Origin of the sequence: Pseudomonas sp. SMN5, assembly GCF_052041925.1 — a bacterium.
Classification (GTDB): domain Bacteria; phylum Pseudomonadota; class Gammaproteobacteria; order Pseudomonadales; family Pseudomonadaceae; genus Aquipseudomonas.
Genome location: NZ_JBKGGX010000010.1, coordinates 47350 through 73478 on the forward strand (window position 1 = coordinate 47350; position 26129 = coordinate 73478).

Annotated in this window: 19 protein-coding genes; 5 read left to right on the forward strand and 14 right to left on the reverse strand. The window is 61.1% G+C overall.

What is annotated here, in order from left to right; all coding sequences use genetic code 11:
* Nucleotides 1–15: 15 nt before the first annotated feature.
* The 7 genes from ACLEJR_RS11955 to ACLEJR_RS11985 all read right to left on the reverse strand — a co-directional run bounded on the left by ACLEJR_RS11955 (nt 16) and on the right by ACLEJR_RS11985 (nt 7451).
* A complete protein-coding gene (locus tag ACLEJR_RS11955; RefSeq protein WP_440791663.1) occupies nt 16–1119 on the reverse strand; it encodes an ABC transporter ATP-binding protein in 1104 nt (367 codons plus the stop codon).
* A 39-nt stretch (nt 1120–1158) separates the two neighbouring features.
* Nucleotides 1159–1989: a carbohydrate ABC transporter permease gene (locus ACLEJR_RS11960; RefSeq protein ID WP_440814143.1), complete on the reverse strand. Its 831-nt coding sequence runs from the start codon at nt 1987–1989 to the stop codon at nt 1159–1161.
* 10 nt (nt 1990–1999) lie between these two features.
* Complete coding sequence (locus tag ACLEJR_RS11965) at nt 2000–2932, reverse strand: carbohydrate ABC transporter permease (protein WP_440814145.1); 933 nt, start codon at nt 2930–2932, stop codon at nt 2000–2002.
* A 160-nt stretch (nt 2933–3092) separates the two neighbouring features.
* Nucleotides 3093–4403, reverse strand: a complete 1311-nt coding sequence (locus ACLEJR_RS11970; RefSeq protein WP_440791667.1) for an ABC transporter substrate-binding protein — start codon at nt 4401–4403, stop codon at nt 3093–3095.
* 325 nt (nt 4404–4728) lie between these two features.
* The gene (locus ACLEJR_RS11975; protein ID WP_440814146.1) at nt 4729–5634 is read right to left on the reverse strand and encodes an AraC family transcriptional regulator; all 906 of its coding nucleotides are present in this window, start codon (nt 5632–5634) and stop codon (nt 4729–4731) included.
* A gap of 76 nt (nt 5635–5710) precedes the next feature.
* Nucleotides 5711–7003, reverse strand: a complete 1293-nt coding sequence (locus ACLEJR_RS11980) for a glycosyltransferase (RefSeq protein WP_440791670.1) — start codon at nt 7001–7003, stop codon at nt 5711–5713.
* Between the two features lie 76 nt (nt 7004–7079).
* Nucleotides 7080–7451 carry a response regulator gene (locus tag ACLEJR_RS11985; protein ID WP_440791672.1) on the reverse strand — a complete coding sequence of 124 codons (372 nt, stop codon included), beginning with the start codon at nt 7449–7451 and terminating at the stop codon, nt 7080–7082.
* A gap of 257 nt (nt 7452–7708) precedes the next feature.
* Between ACLEJR_RS11985 and ACLEJR_RS11990 the strand changes: the two genes are divergently transcribed.
* The 5 genes from ACLEJR_RS11990 to ACLEJR_RS12010 are packed head-to-tail and all read left to right on the forward strand — an operon-like array spanning nt 7709 to nt 14252.
* Nucleotides 7709–11197 carry a response regulator gene (locus tag ACLEJR_RS11990; RefSeq protein WP_440814148.1) on the forward strand — a complete coding sequence of 1163 codons (3489 nt, stop codon included), beginning with the start codon at nt 7709–7711 and terminating at the stop codon, nt 11195–11197.
* Complete coding sequence (locus tag ACLEJR_RS11995; RefSeq protein ID WP_440791676.1) at nt 11197–12012, forward strand: CheR family methyltransferase; 816 nt, start codon at nt 11197–11199, stop codon at nt 12010–12012. Before ACLEJR_RS11990 ends, ACLEJR_RS11995 begins: the two co-directional genes overlap by 1 nt.
* Entirely contained in the window at nt 12009–12596 is a 588-nt protein-coding gene (locus ACLEJR_RS12000; RefSeq protein WP_440814151.1) for a chemotaxis protein CheB, read from the forward strand. Before ACLEJR_RS11995 ends, ACLEJR_RS12000 begins: the two co-directional genes overlap by 4 nt.
* Nucleotides 12597–12601: 5 nt before the next feature.
* Nucleotides 12602–13882: a hybrid sensor histidine kinase/response regulator gene (locus tag ACLEJR_RS12005; protein ID WP_440791679.1), complete on the forward strand. Its 1281-nt coding sequence runs from the start codon at nt 12602–12604 to the stop codon at nt 13880–13882.
* Complete coding sequence (locus ACLEJR_RS12010; protein ID WP_440791681.1) at nt 13875–14252, forward strand: response regulator; 378 nt, start codon at nt 13875–13877, stop codon at nt 14250–14252. The genes ACLEJR_RS12005 and ACLEJR_RS12010 overlap by 8 nt, the downstream gene beginning before the upstream one ends.
* Before the next feature lie 185 nt (nt 14253–14437).
* Here the strand turns inward: ACLEJR_RS12010 and ACLEJR_RS12015 are convergent, their stop codons facing one another.
* The 7 genes from ACLEJR_RS12015 to ACLEJR_RS12045 all read right to left on the reverse strand — a co-directional run bounded on the left by ACLEJR_RS12015 (nt 14438) and on the right by ACLEJR_RS12045 (nt 26000).
* Nucleotides 14438–16108, reverse strand: coding sequence for a response regulator (locus tag ACLEJR_RS12015; protein WP_440814154.1), 1671 nt, complete (start codon nt 16106–16108; stop codon nt 14438–14440).
* A complete protein-coding gene (locus ACLEJR_RS12020; RefSeq protein ID WP_440814156.1) occupies nt 16105–17607 on the reverse strand; it encodes an ATPase domain-containing protein in 1503 nt (500 codons plus the stop codon). Before ACLEJR_RS12020 ends, ACLEJR_RS12015 begins: the two co-directional genes overlap by 4 nt.
* A 218-nt stretch (nt 17608–17825) precedes the next feature.
* Complete coding sequence (locus ACLEJR_RS12025; RefSeq protein ID WP_440791685.1) at nt 17826–18881, reverse strand: tetratricopeptide repeat protein; 1056 nt, start codon at nt 18879–18881, stop codon at nt 17826–17828.
* Nucleotides 18882–19152: 271 nt separating this feature from the next.
* Nucleotides 19153–20577, reverse strand: a complete 1425-nt coding sequence (locus ACLEJR_RS12030; protein WP_440791687.1) for an efflux transporter outer membrane subunit — start codon at nt 20575–20577, stop codon at nt 19153–19155.
* Nucleotides 20574–23753 carry an efflux RND transporter permease subunit gene (locus ACLEJR_RS12035; protein WP_440791689.1) on the reverse strand — a complete coding sequence of 1060 codons (3180 nt, stop codon included), beginning with the start codon at nt 23751–23753 and terminating at the stop codon, nt 20574–20576. The genes ACLEJR_RS12030 and ACLEJR_RS12035 overlap by 4 nt, the downstream gene beginning before the upstream one ends.
* Before the next feature lie 15 nt (nt 23754–23768).
* Nucleotides 23769–25037 carry a multidrug efflux RND transporter periplasmic adaptor subunit MexE gene (gene mexE, locus ACLEJR_RS12040; RefSeq protein ID WP_440791691.1) on the reverse strand — a complete coding sequence of 423 codons (1269 nt, stop codon included), beginning with the start codon at nt 25035–25037 and terminating at the stop codon, nt 23769–23771.
* Between the two features lie 198 nt (nt 25038–25235).
* Nucleotides 25236–26000, reverse strand: coding sequence for a substrate-binding periplasmic protein (locus ACLEJR_RS12045; RefSeq protein WP_440814158.1), 765 nt, complete (start codon nt 25998–26000; stop codon nt 25236–25238).
* Nucleotides 26001–26129: the final 129 nt, after the last annotated feature.

Sequence of the window (26129 nt, forward strand, 5' to 3'; positions counted from 1 at the left end):
TGCAGGTCTCGGCAATCAGGCAGCGGCGCGCAGCGCGCGGGTGACCGCTACGCCATCGGCATCGAATAAGTGGCAGTGCTCGGCATCCAGGTGCAGGTTCAGCTGTTCGCCGAAGCGGCTCGCCAGGTCACCACGAACGCGCATGGTCAGCGCCTCGCCGGACGCCGTGACGACGTGGCAGAAGGTATCGCTGCCCAGCCGCTCGCTGACGTCAGCGGTGACTTGCAGCGTGCAATCGCCCGGTTGCGCCAGGTTCAGGTGTTCCGGGCGAATCCCCAGGGTCACCGGGCCGCCGACGTTCAGGCTGGCGCCGTTCAAGGGCAGATTGATGCGGGTGCCGGCATCCAGCAGGACTTCACAGCCCTGGCTGTCCAACGCGGTGACCTTACCTTTTAGAAAACCCATTTTCGGTGTGCCGAGGAACCCGGCGACAAACAGGTTGGCCGGCTGGTGGTACAACTCCAGCGGCGAGCCGACCTGCTCGATGCGCCCGCCATTGAGCACCACCACCTTGTCGGCCAGGGTCATGGCTTCGACTTGATCGTGGGTCACGTAGATCATGGTCGCTTGCAACTCCTTGTGCAGCCGCGCCAGCTCCAGACGCATCTGAACCCGCAGCGCGGCATCGAGGTTGGACAGCGGCTCGTCGAACAGGAAGATCTTCGGATTGCGCACGATGGCCCGGCCGATCGCTACCCGTTGGCGCTGGCCGCCGGACAGTTGCTTGGGCTTGCGCTCCAGCATCGGCCCCAGTTCGAGGATACGCGCCGCTTCGTTGACCTTTTTCTCCACCTCAGCCTTGGGCACGCCCGCCAGGTCCAGGGCGAAGGACATGTTCTTTCGCACGCTCATGTGCGGATACAACGCATAGGTCTGGAACACCATCGCCAGGTCGCGCTTGGCCGGGCTGACTTCGGTGATGTCTCGGCCATCGAGTTCAATGGTGCCGTCGCTGACTTCTTCCAGGCCGGCGATCAACCGCAGCAGCGTGGATTTGCCGCAGCCCGAGGGGCCGACGAAGACCACGAACTCGCGGTCGTTCACCTCAAGGTCGATGCCCTTGATGATCGAGAAGCCCTCGAAGCCTTTCTGCAGATTCTTGATTTTCAGGTTGGCCATGATGATGGGCCTCCACTTCTGATAATTATGTAGGGCGCGCTATTTCACGGCGCCGAAGGACAAACCGCGCACCAGCTGTTTCTGGCTGATCCAGCCAAAAATCAGGATCGGCGCACAGGCCAGGGTCGAGACGGCGGACAGCTTGGCCCAGAACAAACCTTCGGGGCTGGAGTAGGACGCGATCAACGCGGTCAGCGGCGCGGCTTTGGACGAAGTCAGGTTCAGCGACCAGAAGGCCTCGTTCCAGCACAGGATCAGCGATAGCAGCACCGTGGAAGCCAGGCCGCCCTTGGCAATCGGCAGCAGCACCCGGACCATTTCCTGCCACAGCGTGGCACCGTCCAGCCGGGCCGCTTCGAGGATGTCGCGGGGGATGTCCTTGAAATAGGTGTAAATCATCCAGACCACGATCGGCAGGTTGATCAGCGTGTAGATGAAAATCAGCGCCAGTCGGGTGTCCAGCAGGCCGAAACTCTTGGCCAGCAAGTAGATCGGCATCAGCACGCCCACCGGCGGCAGCATCTTGGTGGAGAGCATCCACAGCAGGGTGCGTTTGGTGCGCTGGGTTTCGTAGAACGCCATGGAGTAGGCCGCCGGCACTGCGATCAACAGGCACAGGGCGGTGGCGCTGAAGGAAATCACCACCGAGTTCCAGGCGAAACTGAAATAGTCGCTGCGTTCATTGATGTGCAGGTAGTTCTCCAGCGTCGGCGTGAAGATGAACTGCGGCGGCGTAGCGAAGGCATCGATTTCGGTCTTGAAGCTGGTCAGCACCATCCAGAAGATCGGGAAGAAGATCAGGATCGCGATGGCCCAGGCCAGCGTGCCCAGCAGCAGGCTTTGCAGGCGACGGGATTGTTGAAGGGTCATGGCTGCGGCCTCAAGGCTTGTCGGTGAGGTTTTTGCCGATCATCCGCACCAGGATGATGGCGGCGATGTTGGCGATCACCACGGCGATCAGGCCACCGGCCGAAGCCATGCCGACGTCGAACTGCACCAGCGCCTGGTTGTAGATCAGGTAGGCCAGGTTGGTCGAGGCGAAGCCGGGGCCGCCGTTGGTGGTGGTGAAAATCTCGGCGAACACTGACAGCAGAAAGATCGTCTCGATCATCAGCACCACGGCAATCGGCCGGGCCAGATGCGGCAGGGTCAGGTGCCAGAAAATCGCAATTGCTCCAGCGCCGTCCAGGCGGGCGGCTTCTTTTTGCTCCTGGTCGAGGGACTGCATGGCCGTCATCAGGATCAGGATCGCGAAAGGCAGCCATTGCCAGCTGACAATGACGATGATCGACAGCAGCGGATAGTGGGCCAGCCAGTCCACCGGCTCGGCGCCGAACAGTTTCCACACCGCGGCGAGAATCCCCGAGACCGGATGGAAAATCAGGTTCTTCCAGATCAGCGCGCTCACGGTGGGCATGATGAAGAACGGCGAAATCAGCAACACGCGCACGATCCCGCGACCAAAAAACTCACTGGCCTCCAGCAGGGCGCTGATCAGCACGCCCAGCACGACACTGATCAGCAACACGCTGCCCACCAGCAACAGTGTGTTGGTGGCGCCCGGCACGAAACCCGAATCCGTCAGGAAGTAGGTGAAGTTCTCCAACCCGACGAACTCGTTCTCGCCGGGATAGAGCAGGTTGTAGCGGATCGTCGAGAAGTAGACGGTCATGCCCAGCGGCACGATCATCCACAGCAGCAACAAGGCTACCGAAGGGCTGACCAGGAACCAGCCAGGGTTCGCCAGACGGATCTTGCGCGCCGGCGGGGCAATCTCGATGGGGGCTTTGGCGGTTGTTGTTGAAGTATTCATGGCGATCATTCACTCGTTAGGCAGTCATTCCCTGTGGCGAGGGAGCTTGCTCCCGCTGGGCTGCGCAGCAGACCCAAAGAACCAGGGCCGCTGCGCGCTGGAGCGCCAGCCCGGCCCAGCGGGAGCAAGCTCCCTCGCCACAAATGGAGTGTTTCAGACCTTATTTTGGATACCCGGCGCGCTTCATCTCACGCTCGGTGGTCGACTGCGCGGCGGCCAGGGCCTGGTCCACGGTCTGCTGGCCGGTCAGCGCGCCCGAGAAGAACTTGCCCACCTGGGTGCCGATGGCCTGGAACTCAGGGATGGTCACCAACTGGATGCCGATATAGGGCACAGGCTTGAGGGTCGGTGCCTTCGGGTCGGCGACTTTCAGCGATTCCAGCGTCACCTTGGCAAACGGCGCGGCCTTCATGTACTCATCGCTGTAGGTCGAGGTGCGGGTGCCTGGCGGTACATTGGCGATGCCGTCGGTCTTGGCCACCAGTTGGCTGTATTCCTTGGAGGTCGCCCAGGTGGTAAAGACCTTGGCGGCGTCCTTGGCTTTCGAGCTGGTGGGGATTGCCAGGGACCAGGAATACATCCACGAGGTGCCCTTGTCGGTTTTCTCATGGGGCGCGAAGGTGAAGCCGACGTGATCGGCGACTTTGCTCTGGGTCTTGTCGGTGACGAACGAACCGGCCACGCTGGCATCGACCCAGATCGCGCACTTGCCGCTGTTGAACAGCGCCAGGTTCTCGTTGAAACCGTTGCTGGATGCGCCTGGCGGGCCGGATTTTTTCATGTTGTTGACGTAGAAATTCAGCGCGTCTTTCCACTCGGGCCCGTTGAATTGCGGTTGCCATTTCTCATCGAACCAGCGCGCGCCATAACCGTTGGCCAGGGTAGTGATCAGCGCCATGTTCTCGCCCCAGCCGGCTTTGCCCCGCAGGCACAGGCCGTACTGTTCCTTGGACTTGTCGGTGAGTTTCTCCGCGAACTCGCCGATCTGGGTCCAGGTCGGGTGTTCGGGCATGGTCAAACCGGCGTCCTTGAACAGGTCGGTGCGGTAGTAGGTAATCGAGCTTTCGGCATAGAAGGGCAGGGCGTACAGCGACCCCTTGACGGACAAGCCGTCACGTACCGAGGCGAACACATCATCCAGGTCGTAGGAAGCCGGCAGGTCTTTCATTGGCTCCAGCCAGCCCTTGGCACCCCAGAGTGCAGCTTCGTACATGCCAATGGTCAACACGTCGAACTGCCCGCCTTGGGTGGCAATGTCTGTGGTCAGGCGTTGCCGCAGGACATTCTCTTCAAGCACCACCCAGTTCAGCTTGATGTCCGGATGCTCGCTCTCGAAGGTTTTCGAGAGCTTCTGCATACGGATCATGTCGCTGTTGTTGACGGTGGCAATGGTCAGGGTCTGCGCGCCGAAACTGACGCTGCTGAGGGTCATGCAGGTGGAGACAAGCAGAGCTTTTACCGAAGGTTTCATCGCGCACTCCTTTTCCGCGCCGATAGGCTACAGAAGGACAGTTATTGTTTTTGTGTCTTCCGGATGAAGGGAAGAATGTGCGCTGATTACAGCCCTCTATGGACGGCATGACAAATCATCCGTCGCACTTGTGCTGATACTTTTTTGCACTGATCGAGAACAGGGTGAAAGGATTAACCTGTGGCGAGGGGATTTATCCCCGCTGGGCTGCGGAGCAGCCCCCTTCATCCTGATCGATATACCGCAGTGGTAGAGGTATCTGGGGCCGCTGCGCAGCCCAACGGGGCGGTGCGACGTTTCGCTAAGTCCCCTCGCCACAAGGGGCTCAGCCCTGGTTCTGCTCCGTCAGGCGCTGCACCGCCAGCCGGCGGTAGTGAGAAGGCGTCATGCCTTTGAGCTGCTGGAAGCGTCGGTTGAAGTTGGAAATATTGTTGAAGCCCGATTCGAAGCATACGTCTGTCACTGGTTTGTCGCCGTCGGCCAGCAGTTCGCAGGACTTGCTGATGCGCAGGCGATTGACGAACTCAATGAAGCAGCGCCCGGTGGCCTGCTTGAACACCCGACTGAAGTAGGTGGGTTTCATGCCCAGGTGCTCGGCGACTTCTTCCAGGGACAGCTCTCGGGCGTAGTGGGCAAAAATGTAGTCCACCGCGCGGTTGGTGCGGTCGATGCTGTGCTCGTCCGTGGATGGCGTGGACGTCGACCCCGACAGCAGTTGGTAGTCGTCGCTGGCGGCCAGCAGGTCCATCAGGATGAAAAAGTATCCGAGACGGCTCATCCCCTGGGAGTCGGCGATGCGTTGCATCAGGATCATCGCCTGGCGAATGGTGCGCTTGCAGCGAAACTCGATGCCGTATCGGGCCCGTTCGAGCAATGGCGCAATGGACTTGAGCTCGGCAAATACCTGATGACCGCTGTCGAACAACTCATCGGTGAAGTTCACCAGCATGTCGCGCTTGGGCACCACCTCATCCTCGGTCACCTGGCTGATCCAGTTATGAGGCAGGTTGGGCCCGGTGAGAAACAGCGTCTGCGGATAGAAATTGCCGATGTAATCGCCGATGAACACCTTGCCGGAGCTGGCGGTGATCAGGTGCAGCTCGTATTCCTTATGGAAATGCCAGCGCACCAGCGGGCAAGGGAAGCCGTGCTGACGGTAGATGATGGACAGGCCGTTGTGGTCGTCCATCAACTCGTAGGAAGGGTCGGTGACTCTTGCGGTTCGGGTCATGGGCCTGAGGCTTTTGTTGTTATCGCCATTGGATAATGCCCCCTTCGCCGGATCGGTGCCAGCCCGGACGGTCGGTTCAGTGGTTGCGGTTCTTTTCTTCGATCCACTGGGACATGTATTGGGTGCTCTTGTGCTGGTGGTGGCGCAGCATGCTGCCGGTGAAGTTGTCGCGGCGGCGTTGCGCCAGGTTGGTGCGGCAGGCGTCGATGCTTTCGATCAGTGCCGGGCCATGCACCTGCCGTCGGTAACGCTTGGCGAGCAGGGCGAGGCCGGCGTCCCGGGCCTGGGTCCAGCGTGCCGGGTCGCTGTAGAGCTGCACCGCAGCGTGGGCGATGCCATCGGCGCTGCGGGCAATCGATCCCGGCCAGGGCAGGTCGCCGTGCATGGCCTCGGCGCCCACCGGGGTGGTGACATTCGGTGTGCCGCAAAGCATCGCGTCGATCAGTTTGCCCTTGATGCCGGCGCCGAAACGCAGCGGTGCCAGGCAGATGCGCGCCGCCGACATCACCTGCAAGGCGTCTTCGGCCCAGTTCATGATATGAAAGCCCTGGGCCGGATTGTGCAGGGCGGCGGCCTTGGGCGGGGTGTAGGCGCCATATAAATGCAGTTGTGCGCCAGGCAGTTGCTGGCGGATCAGCGGCCACACGGCGTTTTTCATCCAGAGCACGGCGTCCCAGTTCGGCGCATGGCGGAAATTGCCGATACTCAGAAAATGCGCCCGTTCTTCGAAAGGCACGAGGGGCGCGCTGGGCGGGTCCGGCATCAACGGGCACCAGTGCAGCAGGCTGCGGGGCAGCTTGAAGTGTTCCACCAGCAGCTCGATCTCCACCTCCGAGACCATCAGGTTCAGGTCGCAGCGATATAGCGCGGCGATTTCGCGCTTGGCCAGGTCGGTGTCGGCCATCAGCTCGAATTCCTCGCGCAGGGCAGGGGCAAACAGGTCGCTGAAATCCTCGGATGCATCATCGGCCTTCAACCGCTCCTTCAGGCGCTGATGGCGGGCGTGACGCAGGCTTTGCAGGTCGGAAGTCTCCAGCACACGCAGGGCATCGGGGCAGTGTTTCTCGACACGCCAACCGAACTGTTCTTCCATCATGAATTGATCGAACAGCACGATATCCGGCGCCAGTTCCCGGATGAACGCGTCGAAACTGCTGTTATTGAGTTCGATCGGCACCTCCCGGATGCCCAGCGCCGCCAGATCGGCGCGGTGCTCGCCAAATCCTGCGGGGCTGCTGAAGGTAATGTCCCAGCCTTCGTCGAGGAAGGTTTCGAGGATCTGCATGACATGGCCACTGGCAGCGGATGAGCGCGGTTCCGGCCAGACGTAGCCGATGACCAGGACCTTAGTGGCAGCGGGATGAAGCATGAGCAGGCAATCCTAAAGGCGAATCAGGCGCAGTCGGCGCGCGGGGCGCCGATAGTGACCAACAATCGGATCCGGCTCAAGCAAGAATACGTTGGACCTTGTCGCGTAGCTGGTCGATGGAAAACGGCTTGCCGATCACCGCCATGCCTTCCGGTACATCGATGCTCTCGGCGTAGCCGCTGGCAAACAGGATCGCCAGCCCCGGCCGCACCAGTCGGGCCTGCTTGGCCAGCTCTCGGCCGTCCATCACCGGCAGGCCGACATCCGTCATCATCAGGGCGATGGGCAGCGCCTCGTCGCGCAAAAATGCCAGGGCCTGATCACAACCATCCGCCTCCAGCACCTGGTATTCGAGTTCTTCGAGCACATCGACGATCAGCATGCGCACGATGTCATCATCCTCGACGACCAGGATGGTGGGTGGGTGGATGGGGGCGGGGATGGACATAGTCGGTCTTCTCAAAAAATGAAATCGGGACGAGCGTAAAAAACGGCCTCCTGCATGAGTAAGTTGCAGGGCGGCACAAGTTCCCCGACTTGTACAACAAAGGATCTATAGTACAAGAGCTGACAAGGATAGTCGCTGCGTCGCGACAGGGCAGTTCGCTGTGGGAATTGTGCCTTTTATCTTGTCAGATATGTGGATACAACCGACATTTTTCGGGCAAACTCCACGGTTTTCAACTGTCCACCAAGGCCTATTCCATGACTCCTTCGTCTACGGTTGACGAACAAAGCTTTCGCAAGCTCCTGAGCCGCAACATCAGCCTGCCGTTGGGCATCGGCGCGCTCAGCGCCGTGTTCTTCATCGTGTTGATCACTTATCTGTTGTCGGTGATCCAGTGGGTCGGGCATACCGACCGGGTGATCAATAACGCCAACGAAGCGCTGAAGTTGAGCGTGGACCTGGAAACCGGTATGCGCGGCTACCTGCTCAGCGGCGATGAGCACTTCCTCGACCCCTATGAAGTCGCCAAGCCTCGTATTGCTGTGGCCCTGGAAACATTGTTGGAATTGACAGCCGACAATCCGACCCAGACCGACCGCCTGCACAAGGTACAGGCACTGCAGGCGGAATGGACCAGCTACGCCCAGAGCATGATCGACCTGCAACGCTCCAGCGGCGACTACAGAGGGGCGATCAAGGCCGGGCGCGGCAAGCGTCTGACGGACGAGATCCGCAACACTTTCGAGGAAATCGTCGAGACTGAACAGCAGCTGCGCGTGGCCCGCAACGAAGACGTGCGCGCCACCACGATCTGGAGCATCGCCCTGTACCTGCTGTTCGTTGCCGCCGTCAGCGGACTGCTGGCCTATATCGGCCGCCGGGATCTGTTGAGCCTGTCCAACAGCTATAGCGCCACCCTGAAGAAACAGCAGCAAAGCGCCGAGCGTCTGGAGAAGCAAGCCTGGCTGCGCACGGGGCAGACCCAGCTGGCGGAGCAGGTCCTGGGGCAACTGACCCTGAATCTGTTGGGGCGCAATATCCTGCAATTTTGCGCCCGATACCTGGGCTCCGCCGTCGCTGCGTTGTATGCGCGGGAAGAGACCGGCGTGCTCAGGCGTGTCGCGACTTACGGGATGTCCCGGGAGGACGACGAGCAGCACCAGATCATCATCGACGGCGAAGGCATCGTCGGTCAGGCCGTCAAGCAAGGGCGAGCTATCCGTCTGGACGAGGTCCCCGACGATTATCTGAAAGTCAGTTCCGGGCTCGGCCAAGGTCTGCCCAACAGCGTGGTGGTGATGCCCACCAGCGATGACGACCGGATCAATGGCGTCATCGAGCTGGGCTTCCTGCGCCCCTTGACCGATCGCGATGTCGAATTGCTGGAGCTGGTGGCAGGCAACATCGGCACGTCCATCGAGGCAGCCCGTTATCGCCAACGTTTGCAGGAGGTCTTGGCAGAAACCCAGCAATTGAACGAGGAGCTGCAAGTCCAGCAGGAAGAACTCAAGACGGCCAACGAGGAGCTGGAGGAGCAGTCGCGGATTCTCAAGGAATCCCAGGCGCACCTGGAAACCCAGCAACAGGAACTGGAGCAGACCAACGAGCTACTGGCCGAGCAACGCGACGCCATGGACCAGAAGAACAGCGAGCTGAATCTGGCCCAGATCCAGTTGCAGGAGCGCGCCGAAGAACTGCAGCGTTCGAGCAAATACAAGTCCGAGTTCCTGGCGAACATGTCCCATGAGTTGCGCACGCCGCTCAACAGTTCGTTGATCCTGTCCAAGCTGCTGGCGGAGAACCCGCAGAAGAATCTCAGTGAAGAGCAGGTCAAGTTCGCCGAGTCGATCTACTCCGCCGGCAATGATTTGCTGAACCTGATCAACGATATCCTGGACATTTCCAAAGTCGAGGCCGGTAAGCTGGAAGTGCGTCCGGAGAGCACCAGTGTGCAACGCCTGGTGGAGGGGCTGCGGGACATGTTCATGCCGCTGGCCGCCGACAAGGGCTTGAGCTTCGAGGTGCAGGTGCTGCCGGACGCACCGTCGATGCTGTATACCGACCGCCAACGCCTGGAACAGGTGATCAAGAACCTGTTGTCCAATGCCGTCAAGTTTACCGAGCAAGGCGGCGTCAGCCTGTCCGTGGCCGGTCAACCGGGCTCGGGTATCGCGTTCATGGTGCGCGATTCGGGAATCGGCATCGCCGCCGATCAGCAGGAGAGCATCTTCGAGGCTTTCCGCCAGGCCGATGGCACCACCAACCGTCGGTACGGCGGTACAGGCCTGGGGCTGTCGATCTCTCGCGATCTGGCAACGTTGCTGGGCGGCTCGATTTCGGTTTCCAGTGAGCCGGGGCAGGGCAGTGTGTTTACCCTGGTGCTGCCTGAACGCTACGTCGAGCCGGGAGACACGCCGGTAGAGCCAAGAACCTTCACCCCGACGGCGACCGCGCCGGCACCGGCTCCGCAGTCACGCGAAACGGCCCGCGCACCGCTGATCGCCGAGGTGGACCTGCCCATCGTCCGGTTCGCCGATGACCGCAACAAGGCACCGTTCGACACCCGTTGCATCCTGGTGATCGAGGATGAGCCCAAGTTTGCCCGGATCCTGTTCGACCTGGCCCATGAACTGGGTTATCAGTGTCTGGTGGCCCACGGTGCCGACGAAGGCTTCGACCTGGCCTCGCACCTGAGCCCCGATGCGATCCTGCTGGACATGCGCCTGCCGGACCACTCCGGGCTGACAGTGTTGCAGCGGCTCAAGGAGCAGCCCGAGACGCGGCACATCCCGGTGCACGTGATTTCCGTGGAGGACCGCGTCGAGGCGGCCATGCACATGGGCGCCATCGGCTACGCCGTAAAGCCCACTACCCGTGAGGAACTCAAGGAGGTCTTCGCCCGCCTGGAAGCCAAGTTGACGCAGAAGGTCAAGCATGTGCTGCTGGTGGAGGACGATGACCTGCAGCGTGACAGTATCACTCGCCTGATCGGCGACGATGACATCGAGATCACCGCCGTCGGCCTCGCGCAAGAGGCGCTGGACCTGCTGCGCACCAATGTCTACGACTGCATGGTTATCGACCTGAAGCTGCCGGACATGCTGGGCAACGACCTGCTCAAGCGCATGTCTACCGAGGATATCTGCTCGTTTCCACCCGTGATCGTTTACACCGGGCGCAACCTGACCCGGGATGAGGAGGCCGAACTGCGCAAGTACTCGCGCTCGATCATCATCAAGGGCGCCCGTTCGCCGGAGCGCCTGTTGGACGAGGTGACACTTTTTCTGCACAAAGTCGAATCGCGGTTGTCCCATGAGCGACAAAGGATGCTCAAGACCGCCCGCAGCCGCGACAAGGTATTCGAGGGCCGCAAGGTGTTGCTGGTGGACGACGATGTGCGCAACATTTTTGCCCTGACCAGCGCCTTGGAGGCGAAAGGGGCGGTGGTTGTCATCGGCCGTAACGGATATGAGGCGATCGATCGCCTGAACGAAGTCGAAGACATAGACCTGGTGCTGATGGACGTGATGATGCCCGAGATGGATGGTTTCGAAGCCACCGCACGGATCCGCAAGGACCCGCGCTGGCGCAAGCTGCCCATCATTGCCGTAACGGCCAAGGCCATGAAAGATGACCAGGAACGGTGCCTGGCCGCGGGCTCCAACGATTATCTGGCCAAGCCGATAGACCTGGATCGTCTGTTTTCGCTGATTCGCGTGTGGTTGCCGAATATGGAAAGAATTTAGTGGAACGAGACTCTGACATTGAACTTCGGTTGTTGATCGAGGCGATCTACCTCAAGTACAGCTACGATTTTCGCGATTATTCCGGCTCATCGATCAAGCGCCGGGTGCAACATGCGCTGGGCCAGTTCGAATGCAAGACCATCTCGGCGTTGCAGGAGCGGGTGCTGCACGACCCGGGCGCCTTCATGCAGTTGCTGCAGCTGTTGACGATACCGGTCAGCGAGATGTTTCGTGACCCGACGCACTTCCTCGCGATCCGCGAGGAAGTGGTGCCGCTGCTCAAGACTTACCCCTCGATCAAGATCTGGATAGCCGGATGCAGTACGGGGGAAGAGGTCTACTCCATGGCGATCCTGTTGCGCGAAGAAGGTCTGCTGGACCGCACGTTCATCTACGCCACCGATATCAATCCACGCTCGCTGGAAAAAGCCAAGCAAGGCATCTTTTCCCTGGAAAGCGTGCGCGCCTATACGCAGAATTACCAGCGCGCCGGCGGCCGACGCTCGTTTGCCGATTACTACACGGCGGCCTACGATTACGCGATGTTCGACAAGTCCCTGTGCAAGAACGTGACCTTCGCCGATCACAGCCTGGCCACCGACAGCGTATTTTCAGAAACTCAATTAATTTCATGCCGTAACGTATTGATCTATTTCAACAAAAAGTTGCAAGATCGTGCGTTCGGCCTGTTTCATGAGTCCCTGAGTCATCGCGGTTTCCTGGTATTGGGCAGTAAGGAGACCCTAGATTTCTCGGCCTACGGCGGGCACTTCGAGCCGTTGGTCAAACAGGAGCGGATCTATCGCAAGTTATGAACCAGTCGACGGACCGATCCGGGGCCCCCATCGAGGCCATTGTCGTGGGCGCATCCGCCGGCGGCGTCGAAGCACTGCTCAAGGTGTTCGGACACCTGCGCCAGGGCTTCGGCCTGCCGGTCATGGTGGTGCTGCACTTGCCGGACCAGCGCGACAGCCAGTTGGCCGAGGTGTTTGGTCATCGCCTCGCGGTACCGGTGCTGGAGGCACGGGACAAAATGGATATCGTGCCTGGCACCTTGTACTTCGCAACTCCCGGCTATCACCTGTCGGTGGAAGCCGATCGAAGCCTGTCGTTGAGTCTGGAGGAGCCGGTGCACCATTCCCGGCCCTCGATTGATGTACTGTTCGAGTCGGCCGCCGATGTCTATGGACCGCGTTTGCTGGCGGTACTGATGACTGGCGCCAACTGCGATGGCGCCCGTGGCCTGGCGCGGGTCAGGGAACTGGGCGGAACCACGGTGGTCCAGGATCCCGACGAAGCCCAGGTCTCGACCATGCCTGAAGCGGCGCTGGCCCTGCACCAGCCCGATCATATCCTCACTTTGCTAGGCATCGGCCAATTGCTGGCCGGGCTGGAATGAACCACATGCCAAGAGATATTCACGCCAAACTGCTGATCGTCGACGATCTGCCTGAGAATCTGTTGGCCCTGCAGGCGCTGATCAAGGGAGACGACCGCCAGGTATTCAAGGCCCAGTCGGCCGACGAAGCGCTGTCCCTGTTGCTGCAACATGACTTTGCCCTGGCGATCATCGACGTGCAGATGCCGGGCATGAATGGTTTCGAACTGGCCGAGTTGATGCGTGGCACGGAAAAGACCCGCAGCATCCCGATCATTTTCGTCAGCGCTGCCGGTCGCGAGCGCAACTATGCCTTTACCGGCTACGAAAACGGTGCGGTGGACTTCCTGCACAAGCCGTTGGATACCCATGCAGTCAAGAGTAAGGTCAACGTCTTCGTCGAACTCTATCGCCAGCGAAAAGCGGTAAAAGAGCAGGTCATCGCCCTCGAACAGAGCAGGCGCGAGCAGCAATTGCTGGTGCAGCAGTTGGAGGCCACTCGTGGTGAGCTGGAGCAGGCGGTGCGCATGCGCGACGACTTCATGTCCATCGTCGCCCACGAGGTCCGCACGCCCCTCAATGGCCTGATTCTAGAGACGCAGCTGCGCAAGATGCACCTGGCTCGGGATAATGCTGCAGCTTTCACTCTGGACAAGGTGCGGGCCATGGTCGAGCGCGACGAGCGGCAGATCAGGAGTCTGATTCGCTTGATCGAGGACATGCTTGACGTTTCGCGGATTCGCACCGGCAAGCTGTCGATCCGTCCGAGCCGCTTCAACCTGACGGCGCTGGTGGAAAACCTGCTGCGCAATTTCCAACCGCAGATCGCGGTCGCCGAATGTTCGTTGAAGTACACGGCAGAGCCGATGGTCGAGGGGCTTTGGGATGAGTTTCGCATCGAGCAGGTGGTCTCGAACCTGTTGACCAATGCCCTGCGCTACGGCGGCAAGAGTCTGATCGAAGTGCGCGTGTACCAGACCCCCGAGCACGCTTGCGTCGAGGTCCAGGACCACGGTATCGGTATCAGCGAGGAGAACCAGAAACGCATCTTCCAGCAATTCGAACGCGTGTCTTCCAAAGCGGCGGCGTCCGGCCTGGGATTGGGATTGTTCATCTCCGAACAGATCGTCACCGCACACGGGGGGACTATCACGGTTGAGAGTCGGATCAACGAAGGGGCGCTGTTTCGCGTGTGCCTGCCCTTGCTGAACAGCGGTGCGCACAAAACCGTCGAACAGACGCAACCTCTGAGTGACTCCAGGGTCGTATCAGCAGCTATTGATCGAACAAAGGCTTCTCATGAGTGAAGATGCGCAAGATGTAGTGTTGATTGTCGAAGATGAGTCGTCGATTCTGACGGTGCTCTCTGCCTTTCTTCAGCTTCAAGGTTACCGGGTGTTGGAGGCAAAGAACGGCGAGGAGGCTTTTGAAATCCTGGCGCGCAAGCCGCACCTGGACATGATGATCACCGATTTCCGTCTGCCGGGCGGGATCTCCGGGGTGCAGATTGCCGAACCCGCGGTGAAATTGCGTCCCGACCTGAAAGTTATTTTTATCAGCGGCTACGCCCAGGAAGTCCGCGATACCGATAGCCCCATCACCCGCAAGGCGCCGATCCTGGACAAACCGTTTGACCTGGATGAGTTGCAGAAAATCATGCAGAAGATGCTTTCGTAGACCTGCTGAGCACGCTTGACCTGCGGTCAGGGAGCTTTCTGTGGCGAGGGAGCTTGCTCCCGCTGGGCCGCGAAGCGGCCCCTCTCAAGCAGACACTGTCCGATCAGATTTGCCCCCATGGGACCGCTACGCAGTCCAGCGGGAGCAAGCTCCCTCGCCACGATAGCCGTCGTGGGCCAGAGATCTCAAACCTCGATCATCTCCCGCACCTTGGCCGTCAGCAGGTCGAAGGTGAAGGGCTTGGTGATCAACTGCATGCCAGGGTCGAGGAAGCCGCCGCGTACCGCTGCATGCTCGGCGTAACCGGTAATGAACAGCACCCGCAGGTCAGGGCGGATCTGTCGGCCGATTTCCGCCAGTTGGCGGCCATTCATGCCTGGCAGGCCTACGTCGCTGATCATCAGGTCGATGCGTTGCTCTGATTGCAGAATAGGCACCGCACTGTCGGCGTCGGCAGCCTCGACAAAGGCGTAACCCAACTCACTGAGTACCGAGCTGACCAGCACGCGCACTGCCGGATCGTCTTCCACGATCAGCACCGTTTCACCATCCTGCGCTTGCGGTGCATGCGGGATGCCCACTGTCGGTTCGGCGATGGCCTCACCCACGAAGCGTGGCAGGAACAGGTTCACTGTGGTGCCTTTGCCGACTTCGCTGTCAATGGTCACGTGGCCGCGCGATTGTTTGCTGAAGCCATAGATCATCGACAGGCCCAGCCCGGTGCCCTGGCCGATCGGCTTGGTGGTAAAGAACGGATCGAATGCCCGGCTGATCACCGACTCGGGCATGCCGCAGCCGGTGTCCTGAACGCTGAGCACTACATAATCGCCGGGTTCGAGGTTGCTGTAGGCCTCGGTAAAGTCGGCATTCAGGTGCCGGTTGAACGTCTGTACCACCAGCGTCCCACCGTCGTGCATCGCATCCCGGGCGTTGAGCACCAGGTTAAGCAGGGCGCTTTCCAGTTGGTTGGGGTCGGCTTCGGCGACCCAGAGCTGCTCGTCCAGCCGCATCTCCAGGCGGATGCTTTCATTGAGGCTGCGTTGCAGCAGTTCGCCCATGGACAGGACCAGGGTGTTCATCTGCACTGCCTTCGAGTCCAGCGACTGGCGACGGGAGAAGGCCAGCAAGCGATGGGTCAGGCCGGCGGCGCGGTTGGCCGAGGTCACGCCCAGGTCGATCAGGCTGTCCAGGTCTTCGGTGCGGCCCCGAGCCAGGCGGCGGCGCAAAAGCTCCAGGCTGCCGATGATCCCGGTGAGCATGTTGTTGAAATCGTGGGCGATACCACCGGTCAACTGGCCGACCGCTTCCATCTTCTGCGATTGGCGCAAGGCTTCTTCGTTATGACGCAACTGAGCGGTGCGCTCTTCTACTTGCTGCTCAAGGGTTTCCAGGATGGTTTGCAGGCGCTGCTCACTATTGCTGAGATCGATCAGGCGGTCCCGGGCTTCGTATTGCCTTCGTCGCCCGCGCAGGGCCGTGGTAACCAGGCTGACCAGGGTGACCGGGTGGAAGGGTCGTTCCAGGAACGTCACGTTGCCCAGTTGTGCGCCAAGACGCGCCAGCGGGTTGAGTTCCGGGCCTCCATGATGGGTCAGCAACACGATAGGCAGGTCAGACCAGGCCGGTTGCTGTTCGATCAGCTGGAACAAGGTCTCCAGGCCAGGGCCGAGCAGGGCTTCGGCGGAAACCACCACCAGCCCGGCGCCACGTTCCAGTTCTTCGCACAGATGCACCAGGTGCTGGCAGATCAGCCCCGCGAAACCGGCCTCGTTGAGAATCTTCAGTGCGATCAGGCTGTCCCGCCCGAGTGGTGCAAGGATCAGGGCCCGCTCGGACAAGGGCTCGGCCAACGTCACCGCGGGTCATCCTTGAGCAATGGATTGCCTTCTCCCAGGTAGGTGGGCACTCCGCGCAGCACGCCCTGGAAGGCTTCCAGAGGTTCGCCAATGGTCAGGCCCTTGCCACTGATGCGGTACTCGCGAATGGTCGACTCGTGGGTGCCGGTGCGTTTCTTGATGATAGAGATCGCCCGGCGAACCTTGCCCAGTGCCTCGAAATAACGTAACAACACAACGGTGTCGGCCAGGTAGGTGATGTCCACCGGCGCCTGCATGTCGCCCACCAGCCCGTGTTGTGCCACGGTCATGTAGGTCGCGGCGCCCTTGCGATTGAGGTACAGCAACAACTCGTGCATGTGCAGCACCAGGGCATTTTCTTCTGGCATGGCCGCCTGGTAGCCGTTGATGCTGTCGATGATGACAGTCTTGATGTCGGCTTCGTCCACGCAACGGCGCACGCGGTGGGAGAACTCGCCGGGTGACAGTTCGGCGGCATCGACCTGTTCGATCAACAGATTGCCGGTGTTCTGCAGGGCCTTCAGGTCGATGCCCATGTTTTTCATGCGTTCGAACAGCAAGCCCAGCTCTTCATCGAAGATGAACAGTGCGGCCTTTTCGCCGCGATTAACGGCTGCGACGGCAAAGATCGTGGAGATCAGCGACTTGCCGGTGCCGGCCGGTCCGAGGACCAAGGTGCTGGAGCCGGTCTCGATGCCGCCGCCGAGCAAGGCGTCCAGACCGCTGATGCCGCTGGACAGTTGCTGGCGCAGGTAGCCGCTGCGGTGTTCGGCGGCCACCAATCGCGGGAAGACATGCACGCCGTCGCCCATAATGGTGAAGTCATGGAAACCGCCGCGGTATTTCTGCCCGCGATATTTGACCACCCGCACACGCCGCCGCTCGGCGCCGTAGGAGGGGGTCAGTTCTTCCAGGCGAATGACCCCGTGGGCGACGCTGTGTACGGTCTTGTCCAGGGACTCGGTGGTCAGGTCGTCCAGCAACAGGACGGTGGCGTCATAACGGACGAAATAGTGCTTGATCGCCAGGATCTGGCGCCGGTAGCGCAGGGAGCTTTGTGCCAGCAGCCGAATCTCCGACAGGCTGTCGAGGACCACACGGGTCGGCTTGACCTGTTCGACCACTTCGAAAATCTGCCGGGTCGCCTCACCCAGCTCCAGGTCCGAGGAGTACAGCAGGCTCTGCTGGTGCTCGGCGTTGAGCAGATCTTCGGCCGGGGTCAGCTCGAAAATATGCATGTTGTCTGGGAGCACCCAGCCGTGGGACTGGGCACCCTGGCGCAGTTCACGCTCGGTTTCCGATAGCGTGATGTACAGCGTTCGCTCGCCGGCCTGCGCGCCGGCTATCAGGAATTGCAACGCGACCGTGGTCTTGCCGGTCCCGGGTTCCCCTTCGAGCAGGAACACATGGCCGCGGGACAAGCCACCGGAAAGGATATCGTCCAGTCCTTCGATACCGGTGGCGGCTTTAGCGCTGAGCAACTCATTGGATGTAGACAAAAATAACCCTCTCATGACTAGGGAAGTCGGCAGCAGGCTAACGTGCGCCTGCAAATGAACTGCCTGAATACTTGACCTTTTGCGGTGTTGGCGGTTCCGCTTGCTTTTACAAAACGCGGGATACTGCACAAGTTTTGCGGTGATCTGTCGGGTGTCGCTGATGGCTCGTTTATAAAAAAATAATCAGGGTTGCGGGCACCTTGTCAAACCTGTTGCTCCTAAAGGCCTTGTTGCAACGCCGGGTCGTCGGGATTGAGTTGTTCGAGCTGCGCCAGCAGGATCTGCACATTCTGCAGCTGCCCGGTTTCCTTCCAGTAATTGATCAAGAGCACCCGCGCCTTGCGGTCAGCGGGGTAGCGCTGGACGATCTCCTGAAGCTGTTTCTGCGCCGCCTCCACTTCCTGCTCGGCATGCAGGGTTGTCGCCAGGTCATAACGGTATTGTCGGTTCTGCGGTTCGAGTTCCACGGCCTTGGACAGACCGAGCAGCGCAAACTCGCTCTGGCCATGGTGCAGCAGCCACATGCCCAATGCATGTTGCAGATAAGCCGACTCCGGCTGGGTTTGCAACTGCCGGGCAAGTAACTGGCGTGCGGCTTCGCCTTGGCCCTGCTTGTCGAGCACCTCGATCTGCATGACCAGTGCCGGCAGGTTGTCCGGTTGCAGCTTCAGGGCTTGTTCCAGCGCTTGTTGGGCTTTCTTCAGCTCGGCGTTGTGCAGATGCAGACGGGCGAGTTGGTAGTGGTTTTCAGCGCTCGGCGGGGCGTCTTCCAATACCTGCTCCCAGGTATCGATCGCCAGCTGCATCGCTCCGAAGTACAGCCCAAGGTCATCGGGTGACAAGCCCAGCAGGGCGTTCACGGCGGCGAAACGTACGCTTTGGTCGTCGTCATCCAGAAGCGGGCCGATCAACAGCGCACGCTGGCCCGTCGGTACCAGCCCGACGATGCTGGTGATGGCGGCTCGACGCACATCAGGCGATTCGTGGTGCAGGTCTGCATCGGCCAGTTTCAAGGCCTGGGGGCTTGGGTAGTTGGGCAGTTCGGCATGCAGCCGCACGCGGCGCTTGGGTGAGATGTCCGGGCGGCCCAGTTGCTGATACAACACCCGCGCTGCACCGGGCTGGCCGTTGCGCGCCTGTTCCAGTGCCTCGCTGTAGCCACGCTTGATCGCCTCGGGAATTTGCGGTGTGGTGCTGCGTAGCCAGATCGCGACGACACTGATCGCTAGCAGGATCGAAAGGCTGAGAATCAGGTAGCGACGAGGCGAAAGCATGCAGGAAATCCATGACCAGAAGCGTGAAGTCACGCAAGCTTCGACCAGGCCGGGGCTTGAGTCAAACCTTGAAAGTATCTGTACACCTGTGGGAGCGAGCTTGCTCGCGATGGCGGTGGGTCAGCCACTGAAAATATCGACTGGCAGTGCCTCATCGCGAGCAGGCTCCCACAGGGGGGCAGGCAAAAAAAGCCCCGCGTCCGAATGCGGCGCGGGGCAAACAATTGGTTGGTTGCGGCCAACCAAAGGAGCTCGGTTGGGGGAGGGTGGGTCAGTTGCTGGCGACGGTTTCCGGCTTCCAGCCGCCACCCAGCGCTTTGTAGATCGCCACGATGCCGCGGTACAGGTCGACTTCGGCCTGGGCCTGGCTGTCTTCGGCGGCCAGGCGTTCGCGCTGGGCGTCGAGCAGCACGAGGAAATCCACGGTGCCTTCGCGGTAGCGAATCTCGGCCAGGTCGGCGGCGGCGCGGCTCGATTCGCTCTGGCGGATCAGCGAGATCAGCCGTTGCTGACGTTTGCCATAGTCACTGAAGGCGTTTTCCGATTCTTCCAACGCTAGCAACACTTGCTGCTCGTAGGTCGCCAGGGCGCCATCCGCCTCGGCATTGGCACCGCGCAAGCGGGCTCGGACGCTGCCCAGGTCGAAGGCTGCCCAGGTAATGCTCGGGCCCAGCGCCCAGGCATTGGCCGCCGAGGAACCGATCTGCGAACCACGCCCGGCGGTGAAGCCCAGGAAGCCGCTCAAGCTGACCCGCGGGAACAGGTCGGCCTTGGCCACGCCTATCCGTGCTGTCGCGGCCGCCAGTTGCCGTTCGGCACTGAGAATGTCCGGACGGCGTTGCAGCAGCTCACCCGGATCGCCGATAGGCAAGGCCTTGGCAATGGCCGGCAGTGCTTTCGGGCTCAGGTCCACGCTCAGTCTGTCCGGGCGCTCACCCAGCAACGTGGCAATGCGGTTACGCTGGCGCACCTGCTCGGCCTGCAACTGCGGCACGCTGGCTTCTACCGAGGCCAGGCGTGCATCGGCGCGAACCACATCCAGTTGATCGCCGACGCCGGCGTCGCGCAGGCTTTCGGTGATCTTGCGCGAATCCTGCTGGTTCTTCAGGTTCGCCAGGGCGATTTTTTCCCGCAGTTGCGCACCGCGCAGTTGACCGTAGGCGTCCACCAGTTCAGCGATCATCGTCACTTGCAATTGGTAAAGATCGGCCTCGGCTGCCTGCTGATCGGCGTCAGTAGCTTCCAGGTTGCGCTGGATGCGTCCGAACAGGTCCAGCTCCCAGGCCATGTCCAGGCCCAGGTCGTAACGCTCGGTGTTGACCCGGTCGTCGTTCTGGCCCATCGGATTCTGGCCCTTGCCCAGTTCGCTGCTGGCACGACTGGTGATGGTCGGCATGGCGTCATTGCTGGCGTCATCGCGAATCGCCCGGGCTGCTCGCAGACGGGCAAAGGCTACGCGCAACTCGCGGTTGCCCTCCAGCGAACGGGTCACCAACGCATTGAGCGTCGGATCGTCGAACTGCTGCCACCACACGCCTTCGAAACGGGCCCGGTCGAAATTCTTCTGGCCGGCGGCACCGTCGGCGGCGGTGGTGATATTCGCCGCCTCCGTTTGCGGTGCCTTGTAGTCCGGGCCTACTGCACAGGCGCTTAAGGCCAGTACCAGAAGGCTCGGCACGAACGCTTTCAAACTCATTGTTGCGCCTCCAGTTTCAAAGCCCGGGCCGCTTTGCGGGCCTCACTGCGTTCGACGAAGTTACGGATCAGCACATAGAACACCGGTGTCAGCAGCAGACCGAAGAAGGTCACCCCGAGCATCCCGGAGAACACCGCCACGCCCATGGCATGACGCATTTCGGCACCGGCGCCGCTGGAGAACACCAGGGGCACCACGCCCATGATGAACGCGAAGGAGGTCATCAGGATCGGCCGCAGACGCAGGCGGCAGGCTTCCAGGACCGCTGCCAGCGGGTTCAGGCCTTCGAGCTGTTTATCCTTGGCGAACTCGACGATCAGGATCGCGTTCTTACAGGCAAGTCCCACCAGTACGATCAGGCCGATCTGGGTAAAGATGTTGTTGTCGCTACCGGACAGAATCACCCCGGTGATCGCCGACAGCAGGGTCATCGGTACGATCAGGATGACCGCCAGCGGCAAGCTCCAGCTTTCGTACTGCGCCGCCAGTACCAGGAATGCCAGCAGCACACAGAGCGGGAACACGAACAGCGCGGTGTTGCCGGACAGAATCTGCTGGTAGGTCAGGTCGGTCCATTCGTAGGTCATGCCGTTGGGCAGTTCTTCCTTGAGCAGTTTCTCGATGGCTTTCTCGGCCTGGCCGGAGCTGTAGCCCGGGGCGGCGGCGCCGTTGATCTCGGCGGTGATGAAGCCGTTGTAGTGCATCACGCGATCCGGCCCTGAGGTGTCACTGACCTTGATGAAGGTCGCCAGCGGGATCATCTCGCCACGGTTGTTGCGCACCTTGAGCTGGCCGATCTGGTCCGATTCGAGGCGGAACTGTTGCTCGGCCTGGACGTTGACCTGATAAGTGCGGCCAAAGCGGTTAAAGTCGTTGGCATACAACGAACCCAGGTAGATCTGCAGGGTGTCGAAGATGTCGCTGACGGCCACGCCGTGGGTCTTGGCTTTCTCACGGTCGATGGCGGCATCGACCTGCGGCACGTTCACCGTATAGCTGGTGAACAGTCCGGCCAGTTCCGGCACGCTGCGGCTCTTGGTGATGATGTTCATGGTTTCTTTGTACAGCTCGTCGTAGCCCAGGTTGCCCCGGTCTTCGATCTGCAGGCGGAAACCACCAATCGTGCCCAGGCCCTGTACCGGCGGCGGCGGGAAGATCGCCATGTAGGCTTCCTGGATCTGCGAGTACTGGCCGTTCAAGGCCCCGGCGATGGCGCCGGCCGATTGGCTCGGGTCCTTGCGCTCGTCGAAAGGCTTGAGGGTCACGAAGACGATGCCGGCGTTCGGGCTGTTGGTGAAGCCGTTGATCGACAGGCCCGGGAACGCCACGGCGCTTTCAACGCCCGGTTGCTTGAGGGCCAGGTCGGACATGCGCTTGATCACGTCCTCGGTGCGGTCCAGGCTCGCGGCGTCCGGCAGTTGTGCAAAGGCCACCAGGTATTGCTTGTCCTGGCCGGGTACGAACCCGGTCGGCGTGGTGGAGAAGCCGAAGAAGGTCAATACCATCAGTCCGGCGTAGACGAACAGGGCGATGCCGCTGCTGCGGATCACGCGGGCAACCGTGCCGACATAGCCATGACTGGCGCGTTCGAAGAAACGGTTGAACGGACGGAACAGCCAACCACCGAGGATCCGGTCCAGGAACCGCGAGAAACGGTCCTTGGGCGCATCGTGGCCTTTGAGCAACACAGCGGCCAGGGCAGGGGACAGGGTCAGGGAGTTGATCGCCGAGATCACCGTGGAAATCGCGATGGTCAAGGCAAACTGCTTATAGAACTGCCCGGTCAAGCCGCTGATGAAGGCCGCCGGTACGAACACGGCGCACAGCACCAGGGCGGTGGCGATGATCGGCCCGGTGACTTCGCCCATCGCCTTTTTGGTGGCCTCCACCGGGACCAGTCCCAGCTCGATGTTCCGCTCGACGTTCTCCACCACCACGATGGCGTCGTCCACCACGATACCAATGGCCAACACCAACCCGAAGAGCGAGAGGGCGTTGAGTGAGAAGCCGAACAGGTGCATCACCGCAAACGTACCGATCAGCGAGACCGGCACTGCCACCAGTGGGATGATCGAGGCGCGCCAGGTTTGCAGGAACAGGATTACCACCAGCACCACGAGGATCAGCGCTTCGAACAGGGTGTGGACCACCGCTTCGATCGAGCCGCGCACGAAGATCGTCGGGTCATAGACGATGCTGTAGTCCATGCCGGCCGGGAAGCCTTTCTTCAGCTCATCCATCTTGGCGCGAACGTCATTGGAGATCTGGATGGCGTTGGAACCCGGGCGTTGGAAGATCGGGATCGCCACCGCCGGCTGGTTGTCCAGCAGCGAACGCAGGGCATATTGGCTCGATCCCAACTCGACCCGGGCGATGTCCTTCAGGCGCGTGATTTCGCCGTTGGCACCGGAGCGGATGATGATGTTCTCGAACTCTTCTTCATTGACCAGGCGACCCTGGGTGTTGATCGACAGCTGGAACGCCTGGGCATTCGGCGCTGGGGGCGCACCCAGCGCACCGGCCGCGACCTGGCGGTTCTGCTCGCGGATAGCCGTGACCACGTCGGTGGCGGTCAGGTTGCGCGAAGCGGTCTTGTTCGGATCCAGCCAGACCCGCAGGGAGTAGTCGCCCATGCCGAACAGTTGCACATCACCCACGCCGCCCAGGCGCGCCAGCTCATCCTTGATGTTGAGCAGGGCGTAGTTGGACAGGTAGAGCATGTCGTAGCGTTTGTCCGGCGAGGTCAAGTGCACGACCATGGTCAGGTCGGGCGAGGCCTTGTCCACCGTGATACCGATCCGGGTCACTTCTTCCGGCAGCTTGGGCTCGGTGCGGGTGACGCGGTTCTGCACCTGCACTTGGGCGTTGTCCAGGTCGGTGCCCAGGGCGAAGGTGATGGTCAGGGTGATCTTGCCGTCAGCGGTGGATTGCGAGGACATGTACAGCATGTTCTCGACGCCGGTGATGGCCTGTTCCAGGGGCGCGGCCACGGTTTCGCCGATGACCTTGGGGTTGGCGCCGGGGAAGTTGGCGCGCACGACCACGGTCGGCGGTACGACTTCCGGGTATTCGCTGATCGGTAGCTGGAACAGCGAGATAGCGCCGGCGATCAGGATCAGCAGCGAAAGCACCGCTGCGAAGATCGGCCGCGAAATGAAGAACTGGGAAAATTTCATCTTGGATTCAGTCCCTTAACCGCGTGGGGTCGCAGCGGCCAGTTTGCCTGCCGAGCTGGACGCCGCCTTGGAAGGCGCGACTTGCGGCAGGTTGCTGGCTTCGAGCGCTTTGCGTTGTTGTGCCAGGGCCGCGAGGGTCTCTTCGCTGGCCATTGGAACCGTCTCAGGCGTGACCGGCGAACCAGGACGCGCCCGTTGCAGTCCCTTGACGATGATGGTGTCGTCCTTGTTCAAGCCGCTACGCACGATGCGCAGGCCTTCGATCTTCGGCCCGAGCTCGACGGCGCGGTAGGCCGGCTTGTTCTCGGCGTCCATTACCAGCACGAATTTCTTGCCCAGGTCGGTGCCCACCGCTTCGTCGTTGATCAGCACGGCGGAGTAGGTGCCGCTGCCCACCAGCTTCAGGCGAGCGTACAAGCCTGGGGTGTAGGCGCCGTCCTTGTTGTCGAACACGGCGCGACCGCGAATGGTGCCGGTCTGCGGATTGACCTGGTTGTCGATGAAGTTCATCTGGCCCAGGTGTGGGTTGCCATCTTCGTTGGACAGGCCCATGTACACCGGCGTGGCCTGGCCGCGCTGGCCCTGGCGGGCGAGTTGGGTGTACTTGAGGAAGACCCGCTCGTCGGCGTCGAAGTAGGCGTAGACCTTGTCGGTGGAGACCACGCTGGTGAGCGTCGTGGTGTCGGCGGTCACCAGATTGCCGGCGGTGATTTGCGCGCGACTGACGCGACCACTGATGGGCGAGGTGACGCGAGTGAAGCTCAGGTTCAGCTTGGCCAGGTCCAGTTGCGCCTGGATCGCGGCGACGGCAGCACGGGCTTCCTGGGCGGCGGTGGTGCGCGAGTCGGCCAATTCGGCGGAAATGGCATTGCTCTGACGCAGGCGCTCGCCGCGCTGGGCTTCGTTCTCGCTGCGAGTCGCGGTGGCACGGGCCTGGGCCAACTGCGCTTCCAGGCGACGGACTTCAGCCTGGAACGGGCGTGGGTCGATCTGGAACAGCAGGTCGCCTTTCTTGACCAATGCACCTTCGGTAAAGGCCACTTCGTCGATCTGCCCCGACACGCGAGGACGGATCTCGACGGTTTCCGGGGCTTCGAGGCGACCGGTGAACTCATCCCATTCGTTGACTGGCTGCTCCAGTACTTTGGCCACGCTGACTTTAGCTGGCGGCATCGAGGCGGCGGTGTCTGGGGTCTTGCCGCAGGCGCTCATCACCAGCACCGCCAGCAGCGCGAGGGGAAAACGCAGTTTTGAGAGTGACTGTTGTGGAAGTGAATGGTCCATGGATAGCATCCGCCAATGTATTGAGAATGGGCGGATGATGCGTGGCGCGAAGCGGCGGAACGAATCGAATGAAACAAAGGTAACTATCATCCGGAATGATATAAGCCATCGACGAGCCCGCATGAGGAGGAGCTTTTGTTAGGGGGCTATCAATCAGATTGATGATTTGAGTATGACCGCCATCATTACTGAGCCCCTTCATTCCGACAAATAAAGGTCACGGATGCGTTTGACCGAGCCATCCTTGCGAAGCGACTCAACCGCCTCGCGCAGGTCCTCGACCATTTTCGCGGAGCACTGCCTGGAGCAAGCCAGGTACAGGTCGGCGTTACTGCCCACCGGGCTCATCAGCAGCTTGCGTTTGGACACTTTCGGCCAGATGTAGCGGCTTTCCGGGACGCCGTTGAACCAGGCATCGATGCGGCCCATCAGGAGCATCTGCGCCGGATTGTCTCCGATTGCCAGTGGGTAGATCTGCTCATCGCTGAACCCTTGGGTGCGCAGGATTTCTTCTTGGGCACTGCCCAGACCGACGCCGATCTTGCGAAAGCTGTCTTTCGCCTGGGCAAAACTGTCCACTTGCCGGTCGAGGCTGAAGAAGGCGCGCTCCATGGGCATGATCGAGGCGATCCAGGTGAAGTGGTCTTCACGCCCGGGTATGCGCGACAGCGGGGTGATCAGATGGTCATGGTCTTCACTCACATGTTTCTGGGCCCTGGCCCAGGGAAGCACGTGGATCTTCACGGTATACCCGGCCCTGGTCATGGCTGCCACCGCGACATCACCGACGATGCCATGCCCTCGGGGATCATCGACAAACGTCAAGGGGGGCGCGTCGAGGATGTGCAGCTCAACGACTGGCGCTTCAGCGTTCGCCCCATGGGCCGCCAGCAGCGCCAGCAACAGAAAAAGCCGGTGAAGCCCTTTAGTGGCGAAATGCAAAACGCGAGTGGTCGGGCTCATGGACGATACTTCCGGCATTGAAAGTGATGTGCCGATCCGTGCATACGGGCGCCGGATACAACGTCTACAGGCCGGTTTCTTATATGAAGCAGCGATCCGGCCGGATCCGCTGCAACGGCACCATCCTGT